Genomic DNA, 23,510 nt, shown 5'->3' on the forward strand with positions numbered 1-23,510 from the left:
GAGGGCCGCGGACAGCATCGCGGTCAAGGAGGGTGGTACCGCGGGGCGGCATGCCGTCTCGTCCCTCCGTCGGATCCCGTCCACGCATCCGCCGGAGGTACACGCCCACCATGACCAGCTCCTACAACCCCGTCCCCGCGCAGGTCGACCTGCCCGCACTCGAACACCGGATCCTCTCGTTCTGGCAGGACAACAAGGTCTTCCAGCGCAGCCTGGAGCAGTCCGAGGGCCGCCCGGAGTGGGTCTTCTACGAGGGCCCGCCGACCGCCAACGGCATGCCCGGCGCCCACCACATCGAGGCCCGCGTCTTCAAGGACGTCTTCCCCCGGTACCGGACCATGAAGGGCTACCACGTCGCCCGCAAGGCCGGCTGGGACTGCCACGGCCTCCCGGTCGAGCTCGCCGTCGAGAAGGAGCTCGGCTTCTCCGGCAAGCAGGACATCGAGGCGTACGGCATCGCCGAGTTCAACGCCAAGTGCCGCGAGTCGGTGACCCGCCACACCGACGCCTTCGTCGAGCTCACCAACCGGATGGGCTACTGGGTCGACCTCGACCAGGCGTACCGCACCATGGACCCGTCCTACGTGCAGTCCGTCTGGTGGTCGCTCAAGCAGATCTTCGACAAGGGCCTGCTGGTCCAGGACCACCGGGTCGCCCCCTGGTGCCCGCGCTGCGGCACCGGCCTCTCCGACCACGAGCTGGCCCAGGGCTACGAGACCGTCGTCGACCCCTCGGTCTTCGTCCGCTTCCCGCTGACCAGTGGCCCGCTGGCCGACCGGGCCGCCCTGCTGATCTGGACCACCACCCCGTGGACCCTGGTCTCCAACACCGCCGCCGCCGTGCACCCCGAGGTCACCTACGTGGTGGCCACCGACGGCACCGAGCGACTGGTGGTGGCCGAGCCACTGCTGGCCAAGGCCCTCGGCGAGGGCTGGGAGGCGACCGGCGAGTCCTTCACCGGCGCCGAGATGGAGCGCTGGACCTACCGCCGCCCGTTCGACCTGGTCGAGATCGAGAACGCGCACTACGTCCTCAACGCCGACTACGTCACCACCGAGGACGGCACCGGCATCGTCCACCAGTCGCCCGCCTTCGGCGCCGACGACCTCGCGACCTGCCGCAAGTACGGCCTGCCGGTGGTCAACCCGGTGCTGGCCGACGGCACCTTCGGCCCCGAGGTCCCGCTGGTCGGCGGCCAGTTCTTCAAGAAGGCCGACGAGGCCCTGGTCGCGGACCTCCAGGAGCGCGGCCTGCTCTTCCGCCACCTGCCGTACGAGCACAGCTACCCGCACTGCTGGCGCTGCCACACCGCACTGCTCTACTACGCGCAGCCGTCCTGGTACATCCGCACCACCGCGGTCAAGGACGCGATGATCCGGGAGAACGAGGCCACCAACTGGTTCCCGGACAACGTCAAGCACGGCCGTTTCGGCGACTGGCTGAACAACAACATCGACTGGGCGCTCAGCCGCAACCGCTACTGGGGCACCCCGCTGCCGATCTGGCGCTGCGAGGAGAACCACCTCACCTGCGTCGGCTCGCTGGCCGAACTGTCCGAGCTCACCGGCACCGACCAGAACGGCCTCGACCCGCACCGCCCGTACATCGACGAGGTCACCTTCGACTGCCGCGAGTGCGGCGGCACCTCGACCCGCGTGCCCGAGGTCATCGACGCCTGGTACGACTCGGGCTCGATGCCCTTCGCCCAGTACGGCTACCCGTACCAGAACAAGGAGCTGTTCGAGAAGCGCTACCCGGCGCAGTTCATCTCCGAGGCGATCGACCAGACCCGCGGCTGGTTCTACACCCTGATGGCCGTCGGCACCCTGGTCTTCGACAAGAGCTCGTACGAGAACGTCGTCTGCCTGGGTCACATCCTGGCCGAGGACGGCCGCAAGATGTCCAAGCACCTGGGCAACATCCTGAAGCCGATCCCGCTGATGGACCAGCACGGCGCCGACGCCGTCCGCTGGTTCATGGCCGCCGGCGGCTCGCCCTGGTCGGCCCGCCGGGTCGGCCACGGCACGATCCAGGAGGTGGTCCGCAAGACCCTCCTCACCTACTGGAACACCGTCGCCTTCCAGGCCCTGTACGCCCGCACCTCCGGCTGGGCGCCGTCCGCGGCCGACCCGGCCCCGGCCGACCGCCCGCAGCTGGACCGCTGGGTGCTCTCCGAGCTCAACACCCTGGTCCGCGAGGTCGACGCGGCCTTCGAGGCGTACGACACCCAGCGGGCCGGCAAGCTGCTGTCCGCCTTCGTCGACGACCTCTCCAACTGGTACGTCCGGCGCGGCCGCCGCCGCTTCTGGCAGGGCGACGCCGCCGCGCTGGCCACCCTGCACGAGGCGCTGGAGACCGTCACCCGGCTGATGGCCCCGCTCACCCCGTTCATCACCGAGCAGGTCTGGCAGGACCTGGTCGTCCCGGTCGTCCCGGACGCCCCGGCCTCGGTCCACCTGGCCTCCTGGCCGGTGGCGGACGAGTCGCTGGTCGACACCGACCTCTCCCGCCACATGGCGCTGGTCCGCCGGCTGGTCGAGCTGGGCCGGGCCACCCGCGCCGAGTCCGGGGTGAAGACCCGCCAGCCGCTGTCCCGCGCGCTGGTCGCCGCCCAGGGCTGGGACGAGCTGCCCGAGGACCTGCGCGCGCAGATCGCCGAGGAGCTCAACGTCTCCGCCCTGGAGTCGCTCGCGAACGTCGGCGGCTCCCTGGTCGACACCACCGCCAAGGCCAATTTCCGCGCGCTGGGCAAGCGTTTCGGCAAGGGCGTGCAGGACGTCGCCAAGGCGGTCGCCGCCGCGGACGCCGCCCGGCTCGCCGCCGAGCTGCGCGCCGGGGGCACCACCTCGGTCGAGCTGGACGGCGGGACGGTGGCCCTGTCCCCGGAGGAGGTGGTCATCACCGAGACCCCGCGCGAGGGTTGGGCCGTGGCCAACGAGTCCGGCGCCACCGTCGCGCTGGACCTCGCGATCACTCCCGAGCTCAAGCGCCTCGGCGTGGCCCGGGACGCGATCCGCCAGATCCAGGAGGCCCGCAAGAACTCCGGCCTGGACGTCGCCGACCGGATCGTCCTGCGCTGGCGGGCGAGCAACGACGAGACCGCCGAGGCCATCGCCGAGCACGGCTCGCTGGTCGCCGAGGAGGTGCTGGCCACCGACTTCGCCGCCGGCGCCGCCGACTGGCAGTCCGACACCTTCTCCGACGAGTCCCTCGGCCTGTCCTTCCAGCTCCGCAAGGTCTGACCGGCCCCGGAGCCGCCGTCGCCCACCCGGGCGGCGGCGGCTCCGCCGTTCCCCCTCCCCCGCGGGCGCGGCCGCGCGCACGCGTGAAGCCGCCCGCACCCACGGAGGCACCCGTACGGACGCAAGCGCCCGCACAGACGAAAGCGCCCCCTCCCCGACCCCGAGGGGTCGAGAAGAGGGCGCTCGTGCCGACGGCTACCGCTTAGTTGTCGCCGTCCTCGTCGATCAGGAAGCCCCGCATCGGAGCCGGCGCCTGCTGCATCGGCTGCGGCGGCTGCGGCCGGACGGCCGCCATCGGCTGGGTCATCCCGGCCGGCTGCATCTGCGGCGCGCCCGGGTTGCCCGCCGACGGCCCGCCGAAGCTCGGCGCACCGGCGTTCCCGCCGAAGGAACCCTGCCCGCCGAAGGACGGCTGGTGACCGCCGCCGAAGGAGGGCTGGCCGCCGAAGCTCGGCGACGGGCCGCTCATCGCGCCCGCACCGGCCGGAGCCATCGACGACGCGGCCGGCGGCAGCGAGGCGGTGGCGGGGATCCGCGGCGGCGCGAGCGAGTCGTCCGCCTGCGACTCCAGCTGACGCAGCTGGGTCTCCAGGTAGGACTTCAGACGCGTCCGGTACTCACGCTCGAACGCCCGCAGGTCCTCGACCTTGCGCTCCAGCGTGGCGCGGGCGGACTCCAGGGAGCCCATCGCGACGCGGTGCTTCTCCTGCGCGTCCCGCTCCAGGGCGTCGGCCTTGGCACGGGCGTCCCGCTCCAGGCCCTCGGCGCGGCTGCGCGCCTCGCCGACGATCTTGTTGGCCTCGGAACGGGCCTCGGAGATCGCCTGGTCCGCGGTCTGCTGGGCGAGCGCCAGCACCCGGGCGGCGCTGTCGCCACCGGGGTTCTGCTGCTGCTGCATCGGGGCGCCCATCGGGCCGCCCATCTGCTGCGGGCCGCCCATGGGGCCGCCCATCTGCTGCATTTGCTGCTGGCCCATGCCCTGGCCCATCGGGTTGCCCATGCCCTGCGGGCCGCCGGGGCCGCCCATCGGCTGGAGCATCTGACCGCCCATCGGCTGGACCAGCTGCTGCTGGCCGCCCATGGTCTGGCCCATCTGCTGCTGGCCCATCTGCTGCTGCTGGCCGGGGCCGCCCATCGGGCCACCCTGACCGGAGGGGAGCTGCGGGGCGCCGGACGGCAGGCCGAGCGGCTGGTTGCCCATCTGCTGCTGCTGCTGCGGACCGGGACCCATCTGCTGCTGCGGACCGCCCGGGCCCATCTGCTGCTGCGGACCGGGGCCGCCCTGCTGGCCGGGGACCGGCGGGCCGGATATGGCGGCCGGAACCGGGGCGCCGGGGCGCGCGTCCTGCGGCGGCTCCTTGCGCATGTTGGCCTGGTTCTGCGCGGCGGCCCGGGTCGCGGCGGCCAGCTTGGCGCGCAGGTCCTCGTTCTCGCGGAGGAGACGGGTCAGCTCCGCCTCGACCTCGTCGAGGAAGGCATCGACCTCGTCCTCGTCATAGCCTTCGCGCAGGCGGACGGTCGTGAACTGCTTGTTCCGAACGTCCTCGGGGGTCAATGACATCTCTTCACCTCAACGTGATCGTCGGCACACCGGCATCCTGTCGCATCGCTCACCTACGACTAGGGCCGCACAAGCGAGATCAGGACATACACAATGATCATCAGTACGAAGAAGGACAGGTCGAGCGCCACGCCCCCGAGACGCAACGGCGGAATGAACCGCCGCAGAAGCTTGAGCGGCGGATCCGTGACAGTGTACGTGGCCTCCAGGACCAGGACCATGGCCTTGCCGGGCCGCCACGAACGCGCGAACTGGAAGACCCAGTCCATCACCAGCCGCACGAGCAGGAACACCAGGAAGACGGTCAGTGCGTAATAGAGCACCGCCCACACGATCTCCATCGCGCTTCCCTCTCCCCGGTTGTCGGCCCTTGGGCCGCTCGCCTGTCACTGACTCACTGTCGATCAGATCCACACATAAAGTCGTGGTCGGGTCAGCTCTGGTTGAAGAACCCACCCTCGGCGATCCGAGCCTTGTCCTCCGCCGTGACATCGACGTTAGCAGGCGACAGGAGGAACACCTTCTGCGTCACGCGCTCGATACTGCCGTGCAGACCGAAGACGAGTCCAGCGGCGAAGTCTACGAGCCGCTTGGCGTCGGTGTCGTCCATCTCCGTCAGATTCATGATCACAGGAGTCCCGCCACGGAACTGTTCCCCGATGGTACGGGCCTCGTTGTAGGTCCTCGGGTGCAGCGTGGTGATGCGGTAGGGCTCTCGTTCGTTCACTACCTTGGGCATGATCACCGGGGCGCTCTTCTCCAGGTTGTGGCGGCGTTCGGGTGTGATGGACGACACTGGTGCCATCCTCGGAGTCTCCTGGCGGATCGGGACCGCGGCCGGCACCGGCTGCGGGGTGATGGAGGAGACCGGCGCGGGTGCCGGGGCGGCCGGGCGCGGAATGTCCTCCGTCCGTCCGGTCCGGATCGGCTCGGGGTCCGCGTCGTAGTCGTCGTCGGGGTCGTACCCCTGACCGTCGTACGTCTCGTCCTCCACGAGGCCGAGGTAGACCGCCATCTTGCGCATTGCGCCGGCCATGCTCCTGTCTCCTCCGCTTGTGGTGGACCGAGTCCGTCCCGACGGCCGGGCCGAACGGCCCCGTCCGCGGATTCCGCGGTCCGCCCACGACGCTTCGTCAGGCCGACGGCCAATCAGAGTTCGTGGATGAGGGCCGCGGAGCTGCGATCCACGGTTGGCTAGCGCTCCGATAAGCTGCTAGCTTCTGTCCTATTTTGTCCTGCAGTCTGATCTACTACCCGGTGACGTTACCTGAGGGGTGACCGCACTCCGAGTACCGCCGTTCCGACGCGCACATGTGTCGCTCCGGCGGCAATGGCCTGCTCCAGATCGCCGCTCATCCCTGCCGAGACCATGGTGGCAGCCGGATGGGCCGCCCGTACTGCGGTTGCGATTTCCGCCAGCCGATCGAAGGCCGCGGCCGGATCGCCGGCCAGCGGACCCGCCAGCGGAGCGACCGTCATCACACCGTCCATCCGCAACCCGGGCGTGTCGGCGATCGCGTCGGCCAGCGCCAGCACGTCCGCCGGGGCGACCCCGGCGCGGTGCCCGCCCTCGCCGGCCTCCTTGTCCAGGGCGACCTGCACCAGGCAGCCGAGGTCGGCCCGCTCGGCCCTGGCGACCGCGGCGCCGAGCGACTCCACCAGCCGCGCCCGGTCCACCGAGTGGACGAAGTCCGCGTACCCGACGACCGAGCGGACCTTGTTGGTCTGCAGCTGGCCGACGAAGTGCCAGTCAAGAGGAAGGTTTCTGCACTGCTCCGCCTTGGGCGCGGCGTCCTGGTCGCGGTTCTCCGCGACGTCGGTGGCGCCCAGCCCGGCCAGCAGCGCGGTGTCCTCGGCGGGGTAGGTCTTGGTGACCACGATCAGCCGGACCTCGTCGCGGGCCCGTCCGGCGGCGGAGCAGGCGTCGGCGATCCGCCGCTCGACGACCTCCAGGGCGGTGCCGAGCTCCTCGTACCGGGCCCGCTGGCCCTCCGTCAGCGCGTCCAGCCAGGACTTGTCCGGGAATCGGGCGGAATCGCCCGGGAACGGTCCGTAGATGTCATTCGTCATCAGTGTGAAGAGCCCAACCAGACGTAGCTCGCGAGCCGGCCGGTACGCTGCTCGCGCCGATAGGAGTAGTGGTCGGCGGATTCGAGGGTGCAGACCGGTGACAGCACCGGCCCGGTGACGCCCGCGGCGGCCAGCTGGGCCGCGACTCCCGCCGGCACGTCCAGGGCCGGGGTCCCCCAGGAGGTCACCGCGTGGGCCTCGGGCACCCGTCCGGCGACCTCGGCCCGCAGCTGCGCGGGCACCTCGTAGCAGCGGCCGCAGACGGCGGGGCCGGTGGCGGCGGTGATCCGCGCGGGCTCGGCGCCCAGCGCCACCATCGCCCCGACCACCGCCGGGACCACGCCGGCCGCGAGGCCGGGCCGCCCGGCGTGGGCCGCGCCGACCACTCCCGCGACCGGGTCCGCCAGCAGGACCGGGGTGCAGTCCGCGGTCAGCACCGCCAGCGCCAGCGGCCGGTCGGTGACCACCGCGTCGACCGTCGGGGCCTCCCCCGCCGGCTGGCGCTCCGTCACCACGGCGACGTCCGCACCGTGCACCTGGTTCATCCACACCACGTCGGCCGGGTCGAGGCCGAGCGCGCGGGCCGCGATCGCCCGGTTCTCCAGGACGGCCGCCGGGTCGTCCCCCACCGCGCCGCCGAGGTTCAACTCCCCGTACGGCGAAGTGCTCACCCCGCCCCACCGGGTGGTGAAGGCGAAGTGAGCACCGTCGCGGACCGCGTGGTCGATCACTTAAGGAAATCCGGCACGTCGAGTTCCTCGGCCGGGCTCTCCACGAACGGCTGCCGGGCCGGCTGCACCTGCGGCGGCACGGGGGCGGCCGTCGTGGTGGCCGGCGACTCGGCCTGACGGGAGGAGGAGGCGTCGCCCTCCGTGCGGGAGGTCACCGAGCCGATGCCGCCGTAGACGGGCCGACCGGCCGGACGCTCGGGGGTGCCGGAGGAGGCCGGCGGGTTGGCCGGGGTCGCGCTCGCCTTGACCACCGGCTCGCGGACGATCGCCGGCGGCTGGCCGCCGTCGAAGCCCGCCGCGATGACGGTGACCCGGACCTCGTCGCCCAGGGCGTCGTCGATGACGGCGCCGAAGATGATGTTGGCCTCGGGGTGGGCCGCCTCACTGACCAGCTGGGCGGACTCGTTGATCTCGAACAGGCCGAGGTCGGAGCCGCCGGAGATGGACAGCAGCACGCCGCGGGCGCCGTCGATCGACGCCTCCAGCAGCGGCGAGGAGATCGCCATCACGGCGGCGGCCTTGGCCCGGTCCTCACCGCGGGCCGAACCGATGCCCATGAGCGCCGAACCGGCGTCCGACATGACGGACTTGACGTCGGCGAAGTCGAGGTTGATCAGGCCCGGGGTGGTGATCAGGTCGGTGATGCCCTGAACGCCGGAGAGCAGCACCTGGTCGGCGGAGCGGAACGCGTCCAGCACGCTGACCTGGCGGTCCGAGATGGACAGCAGCCGGTCGTTGGGGATGACGATGAGGGTGTCGACCTCTTCGCGCAGGGAGGCGATGCCGTCCTCGGCCTGGTTCGCGCGCCGCCGGCCCTCGAAGGTGAACGGACGGGTGACCACGCCGATGGTCAGCGCGCCCAGCGAGCGGGCGATGTTGGCGACGACCGGCGCGCCGCCCGTGCCGGTGCCGCCGCCCTCGCCGGCGGTGACGAAGACCATGTCGGCCCCCTTGAGGACCTCCTCGATCTCCTCGCGGTGGTCCTCGGCGGCCTTCCGGCCGACCTCGGGGTTGGCGCCGGCGCCGAGGCCCCGGGTGAGTTCACGGCCCACATCGAGCTTGACGTCGGCGTCGCTCATGAGGAGGGCCTGCGCATCGGTGTTGATCGCGATGAACTCGACGCCCTTGAGACCGACCTCGATCATCCGGTTGATGGCGTTGACACCACCGCCGCCGATACCGACGACCTTGATGACTGCGAGGTAGTTCTGCGGTGCTGCCACGTCGAAGGCCTCTCGCCTCGAATTTCCAGGTCGGCCCGAATGCCCGATCAGGGCCGGACCGACGGATGTCGATGGGTAGGGAGCCTGGTTCCTGACGTAATGTCCGAAATGCCGACCGCCGACCCCAACCCTAAACTTGACCTTTAGGGTTAGTGCTGTGCCTCTGTCAGATCACCAGGGAACACAGTCTGGTGAGACAGGACACTAGGTGGCTCCGGCCACGTGTTTCAACGAACACGCCGAGCTTCCCTTTTTCTTTTGAGCCTATGTGATCATCGACCGGCGGATGACACCGGGGTGACCACCAAGGGTCGGGCCGACACGAACCCGCGTCAACCCCGCCCACAGCCCGCCGCCGTCCTTCCGACGACGCGCTCCGCGCGCACCCCTGGGCACAGAACCTACCGGATCATCCGGACACCGCAGGCGCGTCCGGAGCGCTCACATCGAAGTTCGTACCCTTCTGACGCAGCAGTGCCACCAGCACCCGGGCTTTGCGATCCGTCTGCTCGGGACTCCCCCAGCGCACCGTCGCACCCCCGGCCAACTGCAGCTGGATGTCGTCGTACGAGCGCACCAGAACGGCCCCGGCCCGCTGCCGCACGTCCTCCGGCAGCCCGGCCGCCACCGCCACCGCGCCCTCCACCAGCTGCGTCCGGCCGATCACCGACTCGGTGTCCAGCGCCTGCTGGCTGAGCCTCAGCTCCACCACCGGCACCCCGGACGGGGCGGCCGGTTCGGTGGCGAAGCTCACTCCGGCCGCGTCGACCTGGGTGAACCGGCCGTCCTCGCCCTTCACCGCGGCGACCGCCGTCCGCTGGGTGACCTTCACCCGGAGGGTGTTCGGCCAGCCCCGCCAGACCTCGGCCCCGGCCACCCGGGGGATCGCCTCCACCCGCGCGCGGGCGTCGTCGAGGTCCACCCGGGCCAGCGGTCCCGAGCCGACCCCGCCGATCGCGGTCCGGACCTCGTCGGCCGTCAGCCGGTCGTCCTGGAGGCCCTGCACCGCGACCGAACGCACCTCCAGCACCGAGGAGAAGAAGACCAGCCAGGACAGCGCCCCGAACAGCAGCGCCACCAGCGCGCCCAGCACCACCACACCCCGCCGGGAGAGCCGAAGCCGAGGAGCGTGCTCCTCGGCCTCGAACTCCTCGTCCAGGGGGTCGGCGAGCCGGGCGTCAGCCACGACGGCGGCCGCCCCGGGCGGCCTCGATGGCCTCGTAGACCATGCCGACGAGCAGCTCGTCGGCGTCCCGGCGGCCGAACTCGGCGGCCGACCGGCTCATGTCCCACAGCCGCTGCGGGTCCGTCAGCACCGGCAGCACGTTCTGCAGCACCCAGTCCGGGGTCAGCTCGGCGTCGTCGACCAGCAGGCCGCCGCCGGCCTTCACCATCGGCTGGGCGTTCAGCCGCTGCTCGCCGTTGCCGATCGGCAGCGGCACGAAGGCGGCCGGAAGGCCGACCGCGGCCAGCTCCGCCACCGTCATGGCGCCGGCCCGGCAGAGCATCATGTCGGCCGCCGCGTAGGCGAGGTCCATCCGGTCCAGGTACGGCACCGCGCGGTACGGCGGCATCCCCGGGATGTCGTCCACCAGGGGCAGCTCGTTCTTGGGGCCGACCGCGTGCAGGATCTGCACCCCGTACTGCTGGAGCCGGGGGGCGATCGCGGTGATCGTCTCGTTCAGCCGGCGGGCGCCCTGCGAGCCGCCGGTGACCAGCAGGGTGGGCAGCCGCTGGTCGAGGCCGAAGTAGTGCCGCGCCTCCGGGCGGGCCGCGTTCCGGTCCAGGGTCGCGATGGTCCGGCGCAGCGGGATGCCGATGTAGCGGGAGTCGCGCAGCTTGCTGTCGGGCGTGGAGACGGCGACGAAGTCGCTGTACCGGGCGCCGATCTTGTTGGCCAGACCGGGCCGGGCGTTGGCCTCGTGCACCACGATCGGCACCCCGGCCCGCTTGGCGGCCAGATAGGCGGGCATCGCGACGTAGCCGCCGAAGCCGACCACGGCGTCCGCGTTCACCCGCTCGATGATCTCCTGGGCCGCCCGGACGGTGCCGCGCAGCCGGCCCGGTACGGTGATCAGCTCGGGGGTGGGCTTGCGGGGCAGCGGGACGGCCGGAATCAGCTCCAACTGGTAGCCGCGCTCGGGCACCAGTCGGGTCTCCAGGCCGCGCTCGGTACCGAGGGCGGTGATCCCTACGGACGGGTCGTGCCTGCGGAGGGCGTCCGCGAGGGCCATGGCCGGCTCGATGTGACCGGCGGTCCCCCCGCCGGCGAGTACGACATGCACCGAAATTCACCGCTCCCTGCGTGCCGGTCCGGGGACCGGGCGCGCTGTGGTTCGTCGTCGTGGCAGCACCCGGGCCAGCTGCTTCCTGATCCGGGAGTTCTTGCTCCGGGCGGCCAGGGCCGCCTTCGCGCCCGAGCTGCTGCGTGCCAGGCAGAGCAGCACCCCGATCGCGGACATGGCCGACAGCATGGCGGAACCGCCGTAGGAGAACAGCGGGAGCGGGACGCCCGCGATGGGCAGCAGTCCCAGCGCCGACCCCAGGTTGATCACGGCCTGAGCCATGATCCAGGTGGTGGCGGCCCCCGCGGCGTACCTGACGAAGGGATCCCTCGTACCGATGGCCACACGGATACCCGCGTAGCCTAGTGCCGCGAAGAGACCGATCACCGACAGCGTCCCCACCAGACCCATTTCCTCACCGGTGGTGGCGAAGATGAAGTCGGTGTGCGCCTCCGGGAGCTGGCCCCATTTCTCGACGCCGGCGCCGAGTCCGGAGCCGACCAGGCCCCCGAGACCGAACGAGTAGACGCCGTGCAGGGCCTGGAAGCAGGCGCCGGCCGGGTCGAGCTTGGTCACCCCGATGCAGGACAGCCGCTCGGCCCGGTGCGGAACGGTGACGACGAGCGCGGTGCAGACCACCACGGCCACCCCGAGGGTGGCGACGAACAGCCGCATCGGCGCCCCGACCATCCACAGCAGCCCGAACAGCATGGCCACCAGGATCATCGTGGTGCCCATGTCGCCGCCGAGCATGATCAGCACGATCAGCAGCAGGGTGCCGGGCACCAGCGGGATCAGCAGGTGCTTCCACTCGCCGAGGGTGTTGGTCTTCTGCTTGCGGGCCAGCAGGTCGGCGCCCCAGAGCACGAGGGCGAGCTTGGCGAACTCGGAGGGCTGGAACTGGAACACGCCGAAATCCAGCCAGTTCCGGTTGCCGTTGACCTCCATGCCGATGCCGGGGATCGCCACCAGCACCATGGCCCCGATCACCACGAGCATCACCGGGTAGACGATCACCCGCAGCACGGCCACCGGGACGAGGGCGAAGCCGAGCAGCAGCGCGAGGCCGAGCACCACGGCGAGCAGCTGCTTGTAGAAGTAGAACTGGGTCGAGCGGTGCTGGCCGAGCGCCAGGATCTGCGAGGCCGAGGAGACCATCATCAGACCGAGCACGACCAGCAGCAGCACCGTGCCGGCGATCAGCAAATACGGCGTCAGCGGCCGGTCAAGGGTGTACCGCACCCGGGCCCGGAACGCCTGCAGCCGGGCCATCGGGCCGGCCGACTTGTACGCGGTGGTGGTGGCGGAGATCACCCGCAGGGACTCGGCCGGGCGGCCCTTCTCCGGCGCGCTCGAACCGCCCGCTCTGCCGCTCCCGGCCACAACGCTCCCCTTTGTTCCGTACTCCTCGGCCTCCGGCCGGGCGCGGTGACGGCGGCCGGAGACCGTCCGTCCCGCTACTGCTGACCGCCCGCCAGGTCCCGGACGGACGCGGCGAAGAGGTCCCCGCGCTCGCCGTAGTCGGTGAACATGTCCATCGAGGCGCAGGCCGGGGCCAACAGCACCGTGTCACCCGTTCGGGCGAGCGAAGCGGCCGCGCGGACGACCTCGGTCATCGCCACCGCGCCAGTCTGGCCCTCGGCCGCCTCGATCACCGGGACATCCGGCGCGTGTCGCGCCAGGGCCTCCCGGATCAGCGCGCGGTCCTCACCGATCAGCACCGCGGCCCGCAGCCGCTCGGCCGCGCCCCGGACCAGGTCGTCGAAGGTCGCGCCCTTGGCCAGGCCGCCGGCGATCCAGACCACCGGCCGGTACGCGGCCAGCGAGGCCGCGGCGGCGTGGGTGTTGGTCGCCTTGGAGTCGTCGATCCAGGTGACCCCGTCGACCACCGCGACCTCGGCGATCCGGTGCGCGTCCGGGCGGAAGGCCCGCAGGCCCTCGCGGACCGCCTTCGGCTCCACGCCGTAGGCGCGGGCCAGCGCGGCGGCGGCCAGCGCGTTGGTGATGTTGTGCGGGGCCGGCGGGTCGACGTCCTCGACCGAGCCGAGCTCGGCGGCGTTCTTGGCCCGGTCGGCCACGAACGCGCGGTCCACCAGCAGGCCGTCGACCACGCCGAGGTTCGACAGGGCGGGTGCGCCGAGGCCGAAGCCGACGGCCCGGCAGCCCTCCTCGACGTCGGCCTCGCGGACCAGCGCCTCGGTGGCCGGGTCGGCCAGGTTGTACACGCACGCGACGCTGTTGCCCTGGTAGATCCGGCCCTTGTCGGCGGCGTACGCCTCCATCGAGCCGTGCCAGTCCAGGTGGTCGGGGGCCAGGTTGAGCACGGCCGCCGAGTGCGGGCGCAGCGAGGAGGACCAGTGCAGCTGGTAGCTGGAGAGCTCGACGGCGAGTACGTCGTAGGGCTCCTCGGCGAGCACCGCGTCCAGCACCGGGACGCCGACGTTGCCGACGGCGGCGGTGCGCCGGCCGGCGGCGGTCAGGATCGAGGCGAGCATCCGGACGGTGGTGGTCTTGCCGTTGGTGCCGGTGACGGCCAGCCAGGGGGCCGGCTCGCCGGTGGCGGGGTGGGGCCTGCGCAGCCGCCAGGCCAGCTCGACGTCGCCCCAGATGTCGACGCCGGCCCGCTCGGCGGCCTCGAACAGCGGGCTGCTCGGCGGCCAGCCGGGCGAGGTGACGACGAGCCGGGTGCCCTCGGGCAGGGTGGCGCCGTCGCCGAGGCGGACGGTGATGCCCGCCGCCTCCAGCTCGGCCGCGCGCGCCTTCCGGGCCTCGCCGGAGCCGCCGTCGACGACGGTGACCACGGCGCCGAGGCCGTGCAGTACGCGGGCGGCGCTGATGCCGGAGAGGCCGAGCCCGGCGACGGTGACCGGCAGGCCGGACCAGTCGGGGGTCGGGCTCCCGGGCCGGTCGGCGTCGGTCATCCGGTCACCCATCCCGCGTAGAAGAGGCCGAGGCCGACGGCCACGCACAGGCCCTGGATGATCCAGAACCGGACCACGACCAGGACTTCGCTCCAGCCCTTGAGTTCGAAGTGGTGCTGCAGCGGGGCCATCTTGAAGACGCGCTTGCCGGTCATCCGGAACGAGCCGACCTGGATGATCACCGAGAGGGTGATGATCACGAAGAGGCCGCCCAGCAGGACGAGCAGGATCTCGGTGCGCGAGCAGATCGCCAGGCCGGCGAGCGCGCCGCCGAGGGCCAGCGAGCCGGTGTCGCCCATGAAGATCTTGGCGGGCGAGGTGTTCCACCAGAGGAAGCCGAAGCAGGAGCCCATCAGGGCGGCGGCGACCACCGCGAGGTCCAGCGGGTCGCGGACGTCGTAGCAGTTGGCGGTGGCGGAGGAGACGTAGGCGCAGCTCTGGCCGTACTCCCAGACCCCGATGAAGGTGTAGGCGCCGAAGGCCATCACCGAGGCACCGGTGGCCAGGCCGTCCAGACCGTCGGTCAGGTTGACGCCGTTGGAGGCCGCGGCGATCAGGAAGTACGCGAAGATGACGAACAGGACCGGGCCGACGGCCCACTCGAAGTCCCGCACGAAGGACAGGTGCTCCGAGGCGGGGGTGCGGCCGGCGTTGTCGGGGAACTGCAGGGCCAGCACCGCGAACGCCAGGCCGACGATGGACTGTCCGGCCAGCTTGGCCTTGGCCCGCAGGCCCAGGGAGCGGCGCTTGACCACCTTGATGTAGTCGTCGAGGAAGCCGACCAGGCCCAGACCGGTCGTCAGGAACAGCACCAGCAGGCCGGAGGCGGTCGGGCTCTCGCGCGTTATCGCCTTGGTGGCGAAGTAGGCGATCAGGGTCGCCAGGATGAACGCGATGCCGCCCATGGTGGGCGTGCCCTTTTTGCTGTGGTGCGCCTTGGGGCCGTCGTCGCGGATGTACTGGCCGTAGCCCTGCCGGGCGAGCAGCTTGATCAGCGCGGGGGTGCCGGCCAGCGACAGGATCAGGCCGATCATGCCGGAGAAGAGGATCTGCTTCATTACTCGGCCGCACCGTCCGCGAGGAGGGCCTCGGCCACCTTCTCCAGCCCCACCGAACGGGACGCCTTCACCAGCACCACATCCCCCGGCCGCAGCTGACTGCGCAGCAGTTCGACCGCCGCGTCCGCGTCGGACACCAGCACCGACTCCTCACCCCACGAACCTTCGTTCCTCGCGCCCAGTTCCATGCAGGCCGCCTCGCGTCCGCCGACCGCCACCAGTTTGGTGACGTCGAGCCGGACGGCGAGCCGCCCGATGGCGTCGTGCTCGGCCAGGCTGTCCTCGCCGAGCTCCCGCATCTCGCCGAGCACCGCCCAGGTGCGGCGGCGCTCCGGGCCGCGTCCCCCCATCGAGATCAGCGCCCGCAGCGCGGCCCGCATCGAGTCGGGGTTCGCGTTGTAGGCGTCGTTGACGACGGTGACACCATCGGCCCGGTCGACGACCTCCATGCGCCAGCGGGACAGCGCACCCGCCTCGCTCAGCGCTTCGGCGGTGTCGTCGACGGTCATCCCGAGCTCCGTCGCCACCGCTGCGGCGGCGAGGGCGTTCGAGACGTGGTGCTCACCGTACAGGCGCAGCTGCACGGGTGCGGAACCGGCCGGGGTGCTCAGCGTGAACGATGGACGTCCGGTGGAGTCGAGGCGAACATCCTGTGCCCGGACCTCGGCCTCGGCGGACTCGCCGAAGTACACCACCCGGGCCTTCGTCCGGGAGGCCATGGCGCGCACCAGGCGGTCGTCCGCGTTGAGGAGGGCGACGCCGTCGGCGGGCAGCGCCTCGACCAGTTCGCCCTTGGCCTCCGCGATCGCCTCCTGGGAGCCGAACTCGCCGACGTGGGCGGTGCCGACGTTGAGCACCAGGCCGATCCGGGGCGGGGTGATCGAGGTGAGGTACTCGATGTCGCCCTTGTGCCGGGCGCCCATCTCCAGCACCAGGTGCCGGGTGGTGTCCTCGACCCGCAGGGCGGTCATCGGGTGGCCGATCTCGTTGTTGAGCGAGCCCGGCGGGTAGACGGTCTCGCCCAGGCGCCCGAGCAGCTGGGCGATCAGGTCCTTGGTGCTGGTCTTGCCGGCCGAGCCGGTCAGCGCGACCACGGCGGCGTCGGAGCGGCCGACCACGGCGCGGGCGAGCTTGCCCAGCGCGTCGACCACGCTGTCGACCAGGACGGTCGGTCCGCCGACCGGGCGGGAGGCCAGTACCGCGACGGCGCCGGCGGCGATCGCCCGGTCCGCGTAGTCGTGGCCGTCGACGTGCTCGCCGACGAAGGCCGCGAAGAGCCCGCCGGGGCGGACCTTGCGGGAGTCGACCTCGACCGGGGCGGTCACCAGGGCGTCCGGGTCGGCGTCGGCCAGGGTTCCCCCGACTGCGGCGGCCACCTCGGCGAGGGTCAGTGCGATCACGGCTGGTCCACTCCTCGGGTGCCCCGGTTCTCCTGATCGGCCGTGGTCCGCGCGATGGATTCGCGCAGTACCTCGCGGTCGTCGAAGGGGCGGATCTCGTCTCGTACGTACTGGCCGAGCTCGTGGCCCTTGCCGGCCACCAGCACCGTGTCACCGGCCCGGGCCCGGGCGACCGCCAGCTCGATCGCCTCGGCGCGGTCCGGGACGACCAGGACGGCGCCGCGCTCGGCCTCGGGCACCGCGGCGGCGCCGTTCAGCATGGTGGCGAGGATCGCCAGCGGGTCCTCGCTGCGCGGGTTGTCGCTGGTCAGCACGGCGGTGTCGGCGAGCCGGGCGGCGATGCCGCCCATCGGGGCGCGCTTGTGCGGGTCGCGGTCGCCGCCGCAGCCGACCACCACGTGCAGCCGGCCCTTGGTGACCTCGCGCAGCGAGCCGAGGACCGCCTCCAGGGCGTCCGGCTTGTGGGCGTAGTCGACGACCGCGACGTAGGGCTGTCCGGCGTCCACCCGCTCCAGCCGGCCGGGCACCCCGGGGACGGCGGCGACGCCGGCCACGGCCGACTCCAGCGGGAGTCCGGCGGTGGCCAGCAGCACGATCGCGGCCAGCGCGTTGGCGACGTTGAAGGGGCCGGGCAGCGGGACGGCGGCGTCCGCCGCGACGCCGCCGGGGCCGAGCACCCGGAAGGTCGAGCCGACCGGGCCGAGCTGGACGTCGACCGCGCGCCAGTCCGCCTCCGGGGCGCCGGTGGCGGAGAAGGTGGCGACCGGGATCTTCGCCTCGGCGGCGAGCCGGCGGCCGTAGGCGTCGTCCAGGTTGACCACGCCGGAGCGGGACTTGCCGGGCTGGAAGAGCCGGGCCTTCGCCTGGAAGTAGTCCTCCATGTCCGGGTGGAAGTCGAGGTGCTCGGGGGTCAGGTTGTTGAACAGCGCGACGTCGTAGACCACGCCGTCGGTGCGGCCGTAGACCAGGGCGTGGCTGGAGACCTCCATGGTCACCGCGTCCGCGCCGCGCTCCCCCATGACGGCGAGGATCGCGTGCAGGTCGGTGGCCTCGGGGGTGGTGCGCTCGCTCTTGATCCGCTCGTCGCCGACCCGCATCTCCACGGTGCCGATCACCCCGGGGTGGCGCCCGGCGCCGAGCAGCCCGCCCTCGACCAGGTAGGAGGTGGTGGTCTTGCCGTTGGTGCCGGTGAGTCCGATCATCAGCAGCCGCTCGGAGGGGCGGTCGTAGACGGCCGCGGCGAGCTCGCCCATCCGGGCCCGGGGCCGGTCGACGACCAGGAGGGGCAGACCGCTGCCGGCCGCCAGTTCGGCTCCCGCCGGGTCGGTGAGCACCGCGACGGCACCGGCTCCGGCGGCCTGTCCGGCGAAGGCCGCGCCGTGGTGGTTGGCCCCCGGGAACGCCACGTAGAGGTCGCCGGGGCGGACCTCGCGGGCGTTGTGGGTGACGCCGGTGACCTCGGGTCCCTCGACGGGGTCCAGACCCAGCAGACGGGCGACCTCGGCGAGCGTCCGGGCGCCGGTCCGCGCGGGGCGGGGCGGGCTCACGGTGATTTGATCGGGTTTCGGCACGGCGGAGAGGCTATCCGCCGAAGGGTGTCCAGGGCCAAACCGGCCCTTTCGCGCACCGGCGGCCGCACCCGCCAGGTCGTTCTCCATGGTCGATCACGGCTTCCACTCGACGGGCAGGTTGGGCGCCTCGCTCCCGCTCGGCGGGACCTGGAGGGTCTTGAGGGTGAACTCCATCACCTGCTTGAACACCGGGCCGCACAGCTGGCCGCCGAAGTGGCCGTTGACCGGGTCCTGGATGGTGCAGGAGACGGTGACCCGAGGGGCTTCGGCAGGCGCGAAACCGATGAAGGAGGCGGTGTACCCGCGGTACCCGCCGGTCTTCGGGTCCACCCGGTTGGCGGTGCCGGTCTTGCCGGCGACCCGGTAGCCCGGGATGGCGGCCCTGCCGCCGGTGCCCTGCTCGTCGGAGACCACCGACTCCAGCATTTCGGTGAGGGTCTTCGCGGTCTGCTCGCTCACCACCCGGGACTGCGCGCCGGGCGCGGCCGGGGTGTACCGGCCGTCCGGTGCGGTGGTGCCCTGAACGATGCTCGGCGCCACCCTGACGCCGCCGTTCGCGATGGTGGAGTAGACCGAGGTGGCCTGGAGCGCGTTGAGGGAAAGCCCCTGGCCGAACGGGATGGTGTACTGCTTCGATGCCTTCCAGTCCTCCGGCTTGTCCAGGATTCCGGGGGTCTCACCGGGGAACCCGAGGCCGGTGTGCTCGCCGACGCCGAACCTGCGCAGGTAGTCGTAGAGCACCTTGTTGGCCTCCGGCTGGGTCGCGCCCAGAGTCTGGGCGGCCTCGATCGTGCCGATGTTGGAGGACTTGGCCAGCACGCCCGCCAGCGTGAGGTACCAGGTGTCGTGCTTCTCGTCGTCCTTGAACGCGACATCGCCGCGGACCAGCGGGTACGGCACGGTGACCTTGGTGTCCCAGGTGGCCTTGCCGGTGTCCAGCACCGCGGCCATGGTCATCAGCTTGGCGGTGGAGCCGGGCTCGTAGACGTCCTGCAGGGCCGTGTTGCCGAGCTGGGAGGGCTTGGCGTTGCTCAGGTCGTTGGGGTTGAAGCCGGGCGAGGTCGCCATCGCCAGCACCTGGCCGGTCCTGACGTCCTGGACAACGACGTAGCCCTTCTCCGCCCCGGCGTTGGCGACCTGGTCGGTGATGGCCCGCTGGGCGGCCCACTGGATGTCCCGGTTGACGGTCAGCCGCAGGTCGGTGCCGGGCACGGCCGGGTCCAGCGAACCCCCGGCGGTCGGCACCAGCCGACCGCCGGCCTGGGCGTAGCTGCTGTGGCCCTCCTTCCCGGCCAGTTGCTTCTGGTACTGCTGCTCCAGCCCGCCCGCGCCCTCGCCCTCGGCGTTGACGAAGCCCACCAGGTTCGCGGCCAGCCCGTCGGAGGGGTAGACCCGCTTCTGGGTGTCCCGGTTGAAGACGCCGGCCAGCGGGTTGACGCACTCGTTGTCGACCCTGGTCCGGCCGCCCTCGTCGACGGGCTTGTTCAGCAGCCGCTTCTGGGCCTGGCAGGCCCGCGAGCCGGCCTGCTTCTCCAGGCTGGACTTGAGGTCGGTGATCTGGTTCTTGACGTCCGGGGTCTGCTGGGCGGCGAGCCGCTTGTAGCGGGTCTTCGGGGTGCGCAGGTCGGTGGCGAGCTTCTCCTTGGGCACGCCGAGGATCGGCGCCAGCAGGGCGGCGGCCTGCTCGGGGGCGTCGGGGAGGCCGGTCGCGGCGGAGGTGAACATCGCCGGGTCGGCGGTGATGTCGTAGGCGTCCACGGTGGTGGCCAGCGCGACGCCGTCGGAGGACGTTATCGAGCCGCGCTCGGCGGTGATCGGGATGTTCAGGTAGCGGTTGGTGTTGGCGTCGGAGGCCAGCGCGTCCGAGTCCAGCAGTTGGAGCTGGACCAGCCGTCCGGCGAAGACCGAGAACACCACCGACAGCACGACGGTGATCACCCGCAGCCGGCGGCGCGGATCGGCCAGCCGGATCCCCCGGGACGCCGGACGGCGCTGCGGGGGCCGGCGGCGCGGGGGCGCACCGGCCGGCGGGCGCCCCTCGGCGCGGCGCTGCCGCGGGGGTCGCACCCCGCGCACGGCGGGGCGGAGCGTCGTGGCGGTCGGCTGCCCGCCGCGCGCCGCGCGGCCCTCGGCCGACTGCGGGCGGGGCTGGCGGCTCCTGGCGGGCTGGTCCTTCGGGGACTGCGCCCGTGCGGCGCGGCCCTTGGCGGCCGACAGTCCGGGCTGCTGCGACCCGGCGGCCGCCGACCTGGGGGCCTGCGGCCTGGGCGGCTGGGCCTTGGGCTGCTGGGCCTTGGGCTGGGCCGACCTGGGCGGACGCGGCTTCGCGGGCTGGACCTTGGGAGGCTGCGACTCGGAGCCGCGGGCCCGCCCGGCGGCCGGTGGCTTGGCACCGGACTGTCCGCGCGGGGCGCCCGGGCGCGGCGCGGCGCCCTTGACGGTGCGGCGGCCGCCGGCACCGCCGCCGGGGGGCTGACGGGGCGTGCTCATCGGGCGCCACCCCCGGCCGGGCCGGGGTTGACCTGCACGGTGACGTCGCCGCCGGGACCCGGCGCGGTCGACGGCGCCGCGGTGGCGGCCGGCGCCCCCGGGGAGGGCTGGGCGGTGGGTGGGGCGGGGGGCTGGGCGCCCGGCGCGGGCTGCTTCCCGGGCCACGGTTCCACGGTGGACCGTTTCACCGGTGGGCTGTCCTGGGCCGGCTTGGGCGTGCCGACCACCGCGCCGCCGTTCGGCAGGTCGAGGAAGGCCATTCCGCCGGCCGGCACCATGCCCAGCTCGACGGCCCGGCGCGCCAGCGCGTCCGGCGCGGAGTTCTGGTCGATCTGGTGCTGGAGCCCCTGCTGCTCGTCGGTCAGCGCGGTGGTCTGCCGGTTCAGCCGCGACAGCTCGAAGGAGCCCTCGTTCAGCGCGGTGTTCAGGGCGAGCAGCCCGAGCAGCCCCGCCCCGAGCAGCAGCACCACCAGCACCGCGAACGGCGTCCGCCCCCGTACCGCCCGGCCCGGACGCACGGTGATCCGCGCCCTGCCGCTCTGCCCGGGGAGCACCCGGCTCCCCGCCCCGCCTCCGGCCACCGGCCCCACTGCCTTCCTCCGCCCTTCGGACCGCCCCGGTTCCGGTCAGCCCCGGGTGCTTCGGTCCCTGATCCTCTCCGCCACCCGCAGCCGCACGGGCGCGGCACGCCGGTTCTCCTCGATCTCCTCCTCGGTGGCCTGCTCGGCACCGCGGGTGATCAGCTTCAGCCAGGGCTGGTGCTCCTCGGGGACGAACGGGAGCCCGGGCGGCGCGGTGGTGGTCGCGCCCGCCGCGAGGTACTGCTTGACCAGGCGGTCCTCCAGCGACTGGTAGGACATGACGACGATCCGGCCGCCGAGCGCCAGCGCGTCCAGTGCCCCGGGGATCGCCCGGTCCAGGACCTCCAGCTCGCCGTTGACCTCGATCCGCAGTGCCTGGAAGGTCCGCTTGGCCGGGTTCCCCCCGGTGCGGCGGGTGGCGGCCGGGATGGCGTTGCGCACCAGATCGACCAGACGCGCGCTGTTGGTGAACGGTTCCTTCTCGCGCTCCCGGAGGATGACCGAGGCGATCTTCCCGGCGAACCGCTCCTCGCCGTAGAGCTTGAGGATCCGGGCCAGCTGGCCGTGGCTGTAGGTGTTGAGCACCTCGGCCGCGCTGATCCCCCGGGTCTGGTCCATCCGCATGTCCAGCGGCGCGTCCTGGGAGTACGCGAAGCCCCGGTCGGCCTCGTCCAGCTGCATCGAGGAGACGCCGAGGTCGAACAGGATGCCGTCGGCCCGCGGGATGTCCAGCCGGTCCAGCACCTCGGGGATCTCGTCGTAGACCGCGTGCACCAGGGTGGCCCGGTCGCCGAAGCGGGCCAGCCGCTCGCCGGAGAGCTCGAGCGCGGCCGGGTCGCGGTCCACCGCGACCAGCCGGACGTCCGGGAACCGGGTGAGCAGCGCCTCGCTGTGTCCGCCGAGGCCGAGCGTGGCGTCCACCACCACCGCACCGGGTCGGGAGATCGCCGGGGCCAGCGCGTCCACGCACCGCTGAAGCATCACCGGGACGTGCTTGGGACCCGGATCGTTGGTGGTCATGCGCTGTGGCGCCCTTCCTCGGTGCGGGAGCCGCCCGACGTCCGGGGAGCCCCGACCATTCTGTCCCACCGGGAGGCGGAGCCTTCGCACGGGCCGGGCCGCGCGGCCCGTGGTCCCCGCCCGCTCCTGGGGAAGGGCCGTGCCCGCCCGGCACCGGGGAAGGTGCGCCAGGTGGTACGGGGAGCGGGTGGAGGCCGCGGGCCGCGTCGGTCGCGCACGGCCGGAAAGGCCCGGTTGACGGGCCTCCGCGGGTGTGCTCCACTGCGCCGCAACTCTATCGCGCGCGCCCCTCCAGTCAATGGTCCGCTCCGGCGCACCACCCGGGCGGCGGTACGGATCACCGCAGGTCGCGAGGGTGCTCGTGGCACATGCCAGCCGCCCCCGCGGGTCCGGAGGGACGGCGGGCGCCCCGGAGGAGGCGCGTTGTGGATATGCGCTCGGTCACAAGCGCCCGCTCTGTAGCAATCGGCCCCACCACGACCGGGTAAATCGCACTAACGTCTTCACCATGACAGTGACCCCCGACCGGCCCACGCCGTCCGCCGCTGCCGATTCCGCCCCGGCCATCATCGACCGCTTCGTCGCCTCCAACCGCGACTACGCGGTGACCTTCCGGGACGGCGGCATGGACGCCCGCCCGGTGCAGAAGATCGCCGTGGTGGCCTGCATGGACGCCCGCCTCGACCTGTTCGCCGCGCTCGGCCTCGATCTCGGCGACGCCCACGTCATCCGCAACGCGGGCGGCGTGGTCACGGACGACACCATCCGCTCCCTCACCATCAGCCAGCGCGCCCTCGGCACCCGCTCGGTCGCGCTGATCCACCACACCGGCTGCGGCCTGCTCGGGCTCACCGAGGACTTCCGGCGCGAGCTGGAACTGGAGGTCGGCCAGCGCCCGCAGTGGGCGGTCGAGGCTTTCGTGGACCTCGACGGCGACGTCCGGCAGTCCATGCAGCGGGTCCGCACCTCCCCGTTCCTGCCGCACACCGACGATGTCCGCGGCTTCGTGTTCGACGTCCACACCGGTCTGCTGCGCGAGATCGACTGATCCCCGGCCCGCCCGACCGGCCCGGCCAACGGCGTCCGGGCCGCCGGACACCCCCGCCCGGAGCCCGTCGGGCGGGCGAACGGCTCCACCCCGGAGGCGGGCGGACGGCAACAGGGTGACTTCCTCCGCCGCGCGGGGGAGAATGCGCCTGCCGGTCTGACCCCGAACCACCAGGGGCGGCCTGCCGCAGGCCGTACCCCGGCACCGGCTCCCGCACACGGAACCGCGACCGGAGACGCCGCGTCCAGCATGGGGTGGGGGGCCGGACTCGGACGGAGCCGGTCATTGGTGTGCCAGGGAGCGTACGGG

The 23,510-nt window shown here is 72.5% G+C and carries 18 protein-coding genes; 2 read left to right on the plus strand and 16 right to left on the minus strand.

What is annotated here, in order from left to right:
* Window positions 1-110 precede the first annotated feature (110 nt).
* Window positions 111-3,242, plus strand: a complete 3,132-nt coding sequence (ileS, locus tag ACIQ9P_RS01950) for an isoleucine--tRNA ligase (RefSeq protein WP_402348129.1) — start codon at window positions 111-113, stop codon at window positions 3,240-3,242.
* A gap of 202 nt (window positions 3,243-3,444) precedes the next feature.
* Here the strand turns inward: ileS and ACIQ9P_RS01955 are convergent, their stop codons facing one another.
* From ACIQ9P_RS01955 to rsmH, 16 genes are all read right to left on the minus strand, one after another.
* On the minus strand, window positions 3,445-4,803 hold the full coding sequence (locus tag ACIQ9P_RS01955) for a DivIVA domain-containing protein (RefSeq protein ID WP_402348132.1): 1,359 nt from the start codon (window positions 4,801-4,803) through the stop codon (window positions 3,445-3,447).
* A 59-nt stretch (window positions 4,804-4,862) separates the two neighbouring features.
* Complete coding sequence (locus ACIQ9P_RS01960; protein ID WP_030301231.1) at window positions 4,863-5,144, minus strand: YggT family protein; 282 nt, start codon at window positions 5,142-5,144, stop codon at window positions 4,863-4,865.
* A 92-nt stretch (window positions 5,145-5,236) separates the two neighbouring features.
* Window positions 5,237-5,839: a cell division protein SepF gene (locus tag ACIQ9P_RS01965; protein ID WP_350544118.1), complete on the minus strand. Its 603-nt coding sequence runs from the start codon at window positions 5,837-5,839 to the stop codon at window positions 5,237-5,239.
* Window positions 5,840-6,066: 227 nt separating this feature from the next.
* Complete coding sequence (locus ACIQ9P_RS01970) at window positions 6,067-6,873, minus strand: YggS family pyridoxal phosphate-dependent enzyme (RefSeq protein WP_402348136.1); 807 nt, start codon at window positions 6,871-6,873, stop codon at window positions 6,067-6,069.
* Window positions 6,873-7,604: a peptidoglycan editing factor PgeF gene (gene pgeF / locus ACIQ9P_RS01975; protein WP_402348139.1), complete on the minus strand. Its 732-nt coding sequence runs from the start codon at window positions 7,602-7,604 to the stop codon at window positions 6,873-6,875. The genes ACIQ9P_RS01970 and pgeF overlap by 1 nt, the downstream gene beginning before the upstream one ends.
* Entirely contained in the window at window positions 7,601-8,827 is a 1,227-nt protein-coding gene (gene ftsZ / locus ACIQ9P_RS01980) for a cell division protein FtsZ (RefSeq protein ID WP_402348142.1), read from the minus strand. The genes pgeF and ftsZ overlap by 4 nt, the downstream gene beginning before the upstream one ends.
* Before the next feature lie 409 nt (window positions 8,828-9,236).
* On the minus strand, window positions 9,237-10,013 hold the full coding sequence (locus ACIQ9P_RS01985) for a cell division protein FtsQ/DivIB (protein WP_402348145.1): 777 nt from the start codon (window positions 10,011-10,013) through the stop codon (window positions 9,237-9,239).
* Entirely contained in the window at window positions 10,006-11,112 is a 1,107-nt protein-coding gene (gene murG, locus ACIQ9P_RS01990; protein ID WP_402348148.1) for an undecaprenyldiphospho-muramoylpentapeptide beta-N-acetylglucosaminyltransferase, read from the minus strand. The genes ACIQ9P_RS01985 and murG overlap by 8 nt, the downstream gene beginning before the upstream one ends.
* Window positions 11,113-11,118: 6 nt before the next feature.
* Window positions 11,119-12,495, minus strand: a complete 1,377-nt coding sequence (gene ftsW / locus ACIQ9P_RS01995; protein ID WP_402348151.1) for a putative lipid II flippase FtsW — start codon at window positions 12,493-12,495, stop codon at window positions 11,119-11,121.
* Window positions 12,496-12,569: 74 nt separating this feature from the next.
* Entirely contained in the window at window positions 12,570-14,033 is a 1,464-nt protein-coding gene (gene murD / locus ACIQ9P_RS02000) for a UDP-N-acetylmuramoyl-L-alanine--D-glutamate ligase (protein ID WP_402348154.1), read from the minus strand.
* Window positions 14,030-15,091, minus strand: coding sequence for a phospho-N-acetylmuramoyl-pentapeptide-transferase (mraY, locus tag ACIQ9P_RS02005; protein WP_320438287.1), 1,062 nt, complete (start codon window positions 15,089-15,091; stop codon window positions 14,030-14,032). Before mraY ends, murD begins: the two co-directional genes overlap by 4 nt.
* On the minus strand, window positions 15,091-16,491 hold the full coding sequence (gene murF / locus ACIQ9P_RS02010; RefSeq protein ID WP_402348157.1) for a UDP-N-acetylmuramoyl-tripeptide--D-alanyl-D-alanine ligase: 1,401 nt from the start codon (window positions 16,489-16,491) through the stop codon (window positions 15,091-15,093). The genes mraY and murF overlap by 1 nt, the downstream gene beginning before the upstream one ends.
* Window positions 16,488-18,149 (minus strand): UDP-N-acetylmuramoyl-L-alanyl-D-glutamate--2,6-diaminopimelate ligase, encoded by a 1,662-nt coding sequence (locus tag ACIQ9P_RS02015; RefSeq protein ID WP_402348160.1) that lies wholly within the window; start codon window positions 18,147-18,149, stop codon window positions 16,488-16,490. Before ACIQ9P_RS02015 ends, murF begins: the two co-directional genes overlap by 4 nt.
* Before the next feature lie 6 nt (window positions 18,150-18,155).
* Window positions 18,156-20,552: a penicillin-binding transpeptidase domain-containing protein gene (locus ACIQ9P_RS02020; RefSeq protein WP_402348163.1), complete on the minus strand. Its 2,397-nt coding sequence runs from the start codon at window positions 20,550-20,552 to the stop codon at window positions 18,156-18,158.
* Window positions 20,549-21,106: a cell division protein FtsL gene (locus ACIQ9P_RS02025; RefSeq protein WP_402348166.1), complete on the minus strand. Its 558-nt coding sequence runs from the start codon at window positions 21,104-21,106 to the stop codon at window positions 20,549-20,551. The genes ACIQ9P_RS02020 and ACIQ9P_RS02025 overlap by 4 nt, the downstream gene beginning before the upstream one ends.
* A gap of 72 nt (window positions 21,107-21,178) precedes the next feature.
* The gene (gene rsmH, locus ACIQ9P_RS02030) at window positions 21,179-22,153 is read right to left on the minus strand and encodes a 16S rRNA (cytosine(1402)-N(4))-methyltransferase RsmH (RefSeq protein WP_402348169.1); all 975 of its coding nucleotides are present in this window, start codon (window positions 22,151-22,153) and stop codon (window positions 21,179-21,181) included.
* Window positions 22,154-22,661: 508 nt separating this feature from the next.
* On the opposite strand from rsmH, the gene ACIQ9P_RS02035 reads away from it, so the two are divergent.
* Entirely contained in the window at window positions 22,662-23,201 is a 540-nt protein-coding gene (locus ACIQ9P_RS02035) for a beta-class carbonic anhydrase (RefSeq protein ID WP_402348172.1), read from the plus strand.
* The last annotated feature ends 309 nt before the right edge of the window (window positions 23,202-23,510 follow it).

Source organism: Kitasatospora sp. NPDC094019 (assembly GCF_044764505.1).
Classification (GTDB): domain Bacteria; phylum Actinomycetota; class Actinomycetes; order Streptomycetales; family Streptomycetaceae; genus Kitasatospora.

Excerpts from the sequence above, each read along its gene's own strand:
- ileS (WP_402348129.1), top strand. The coding sequence starts at position 111 with ATGACCAGCTCCTACAACCCCGTCCCCGCGCAGGTCGACCTGCCCGCA.
- ACIQ9P_RS01955 (WP_402348132.1), bottom strand. The coding sequence starts at position 4,803 with ATGTCATTGACCCCCGAGGACGTTCGGAACAAGCAGTTCACGACCGTC.
- ACIQ9P_RS01960 (WP_030301231.1), bottom strand. The coding sequence starts at position 5,144 with ATGGAGATCGTGTGGGCGGTGCTCTATTACGCACTGACCGTCTTCCTG.
- ACIQ9P_RS01965 (WP_350544118.1), bottom strand. The coding sequence starts at position 5,839 with ATGGCCGGCGCAATGCGCAAGATGGCGGTCTACCTCGGCCTCGTGGAG.
- ACIQ9P_RS01970 (WP_402348136.1), bottom strand. The coding sequence starts at position 6,873 with ATGACGAATGACATCTACGGACCGTTCCCGGGCGATTCCGCCCGATTC.
- murD (WP_402348154.1), bottom strand. The coding sequence starts at position 14,033 with ATGACCGACGCCGACCGGCCCGGGAGCCCGACCCCCGACTGGTCCGGC.
- mraY (WP_320438287.1), bottom strand. The coding sequence starts at position 15,091 with ATGAAGCAGATCCTCTTCTCCGGCATGATCGGCCTGATCCTGTCGCTG.
- ACIQ9P_RS02015 (WP_402348160.1), bottom strand. The coding sequence starts at position 18,149 with ATGGAGAACGACCTGGCGGGTGCGGCCGCCGGTGCGCGAAAGGGCCGG.
- ACIQ9P_RS02020 (WP_402348163.1), bottom strand. The coding sequence starts at position 20,552 with ATGAGCACGCCCCGTCAGCCCCCCGGCGGCGGTGCCGGCGGCCGCCGC.
- rsmH (WP_402348169.1), bottom strand. The coding sequence starts at position 22,153 with ATGACCACCAACGATCCGGGTCCCAAGCACGTCCCGGTGATGCTTCAG.
- ACIQ9P_RS02035 (WP_402348172.1), top strand. The coding sequence starts at position 22,662 with ATGACAGTGACCCCCGACCGGCCCACGCCGTCCGCCGCTGCCGATTCC.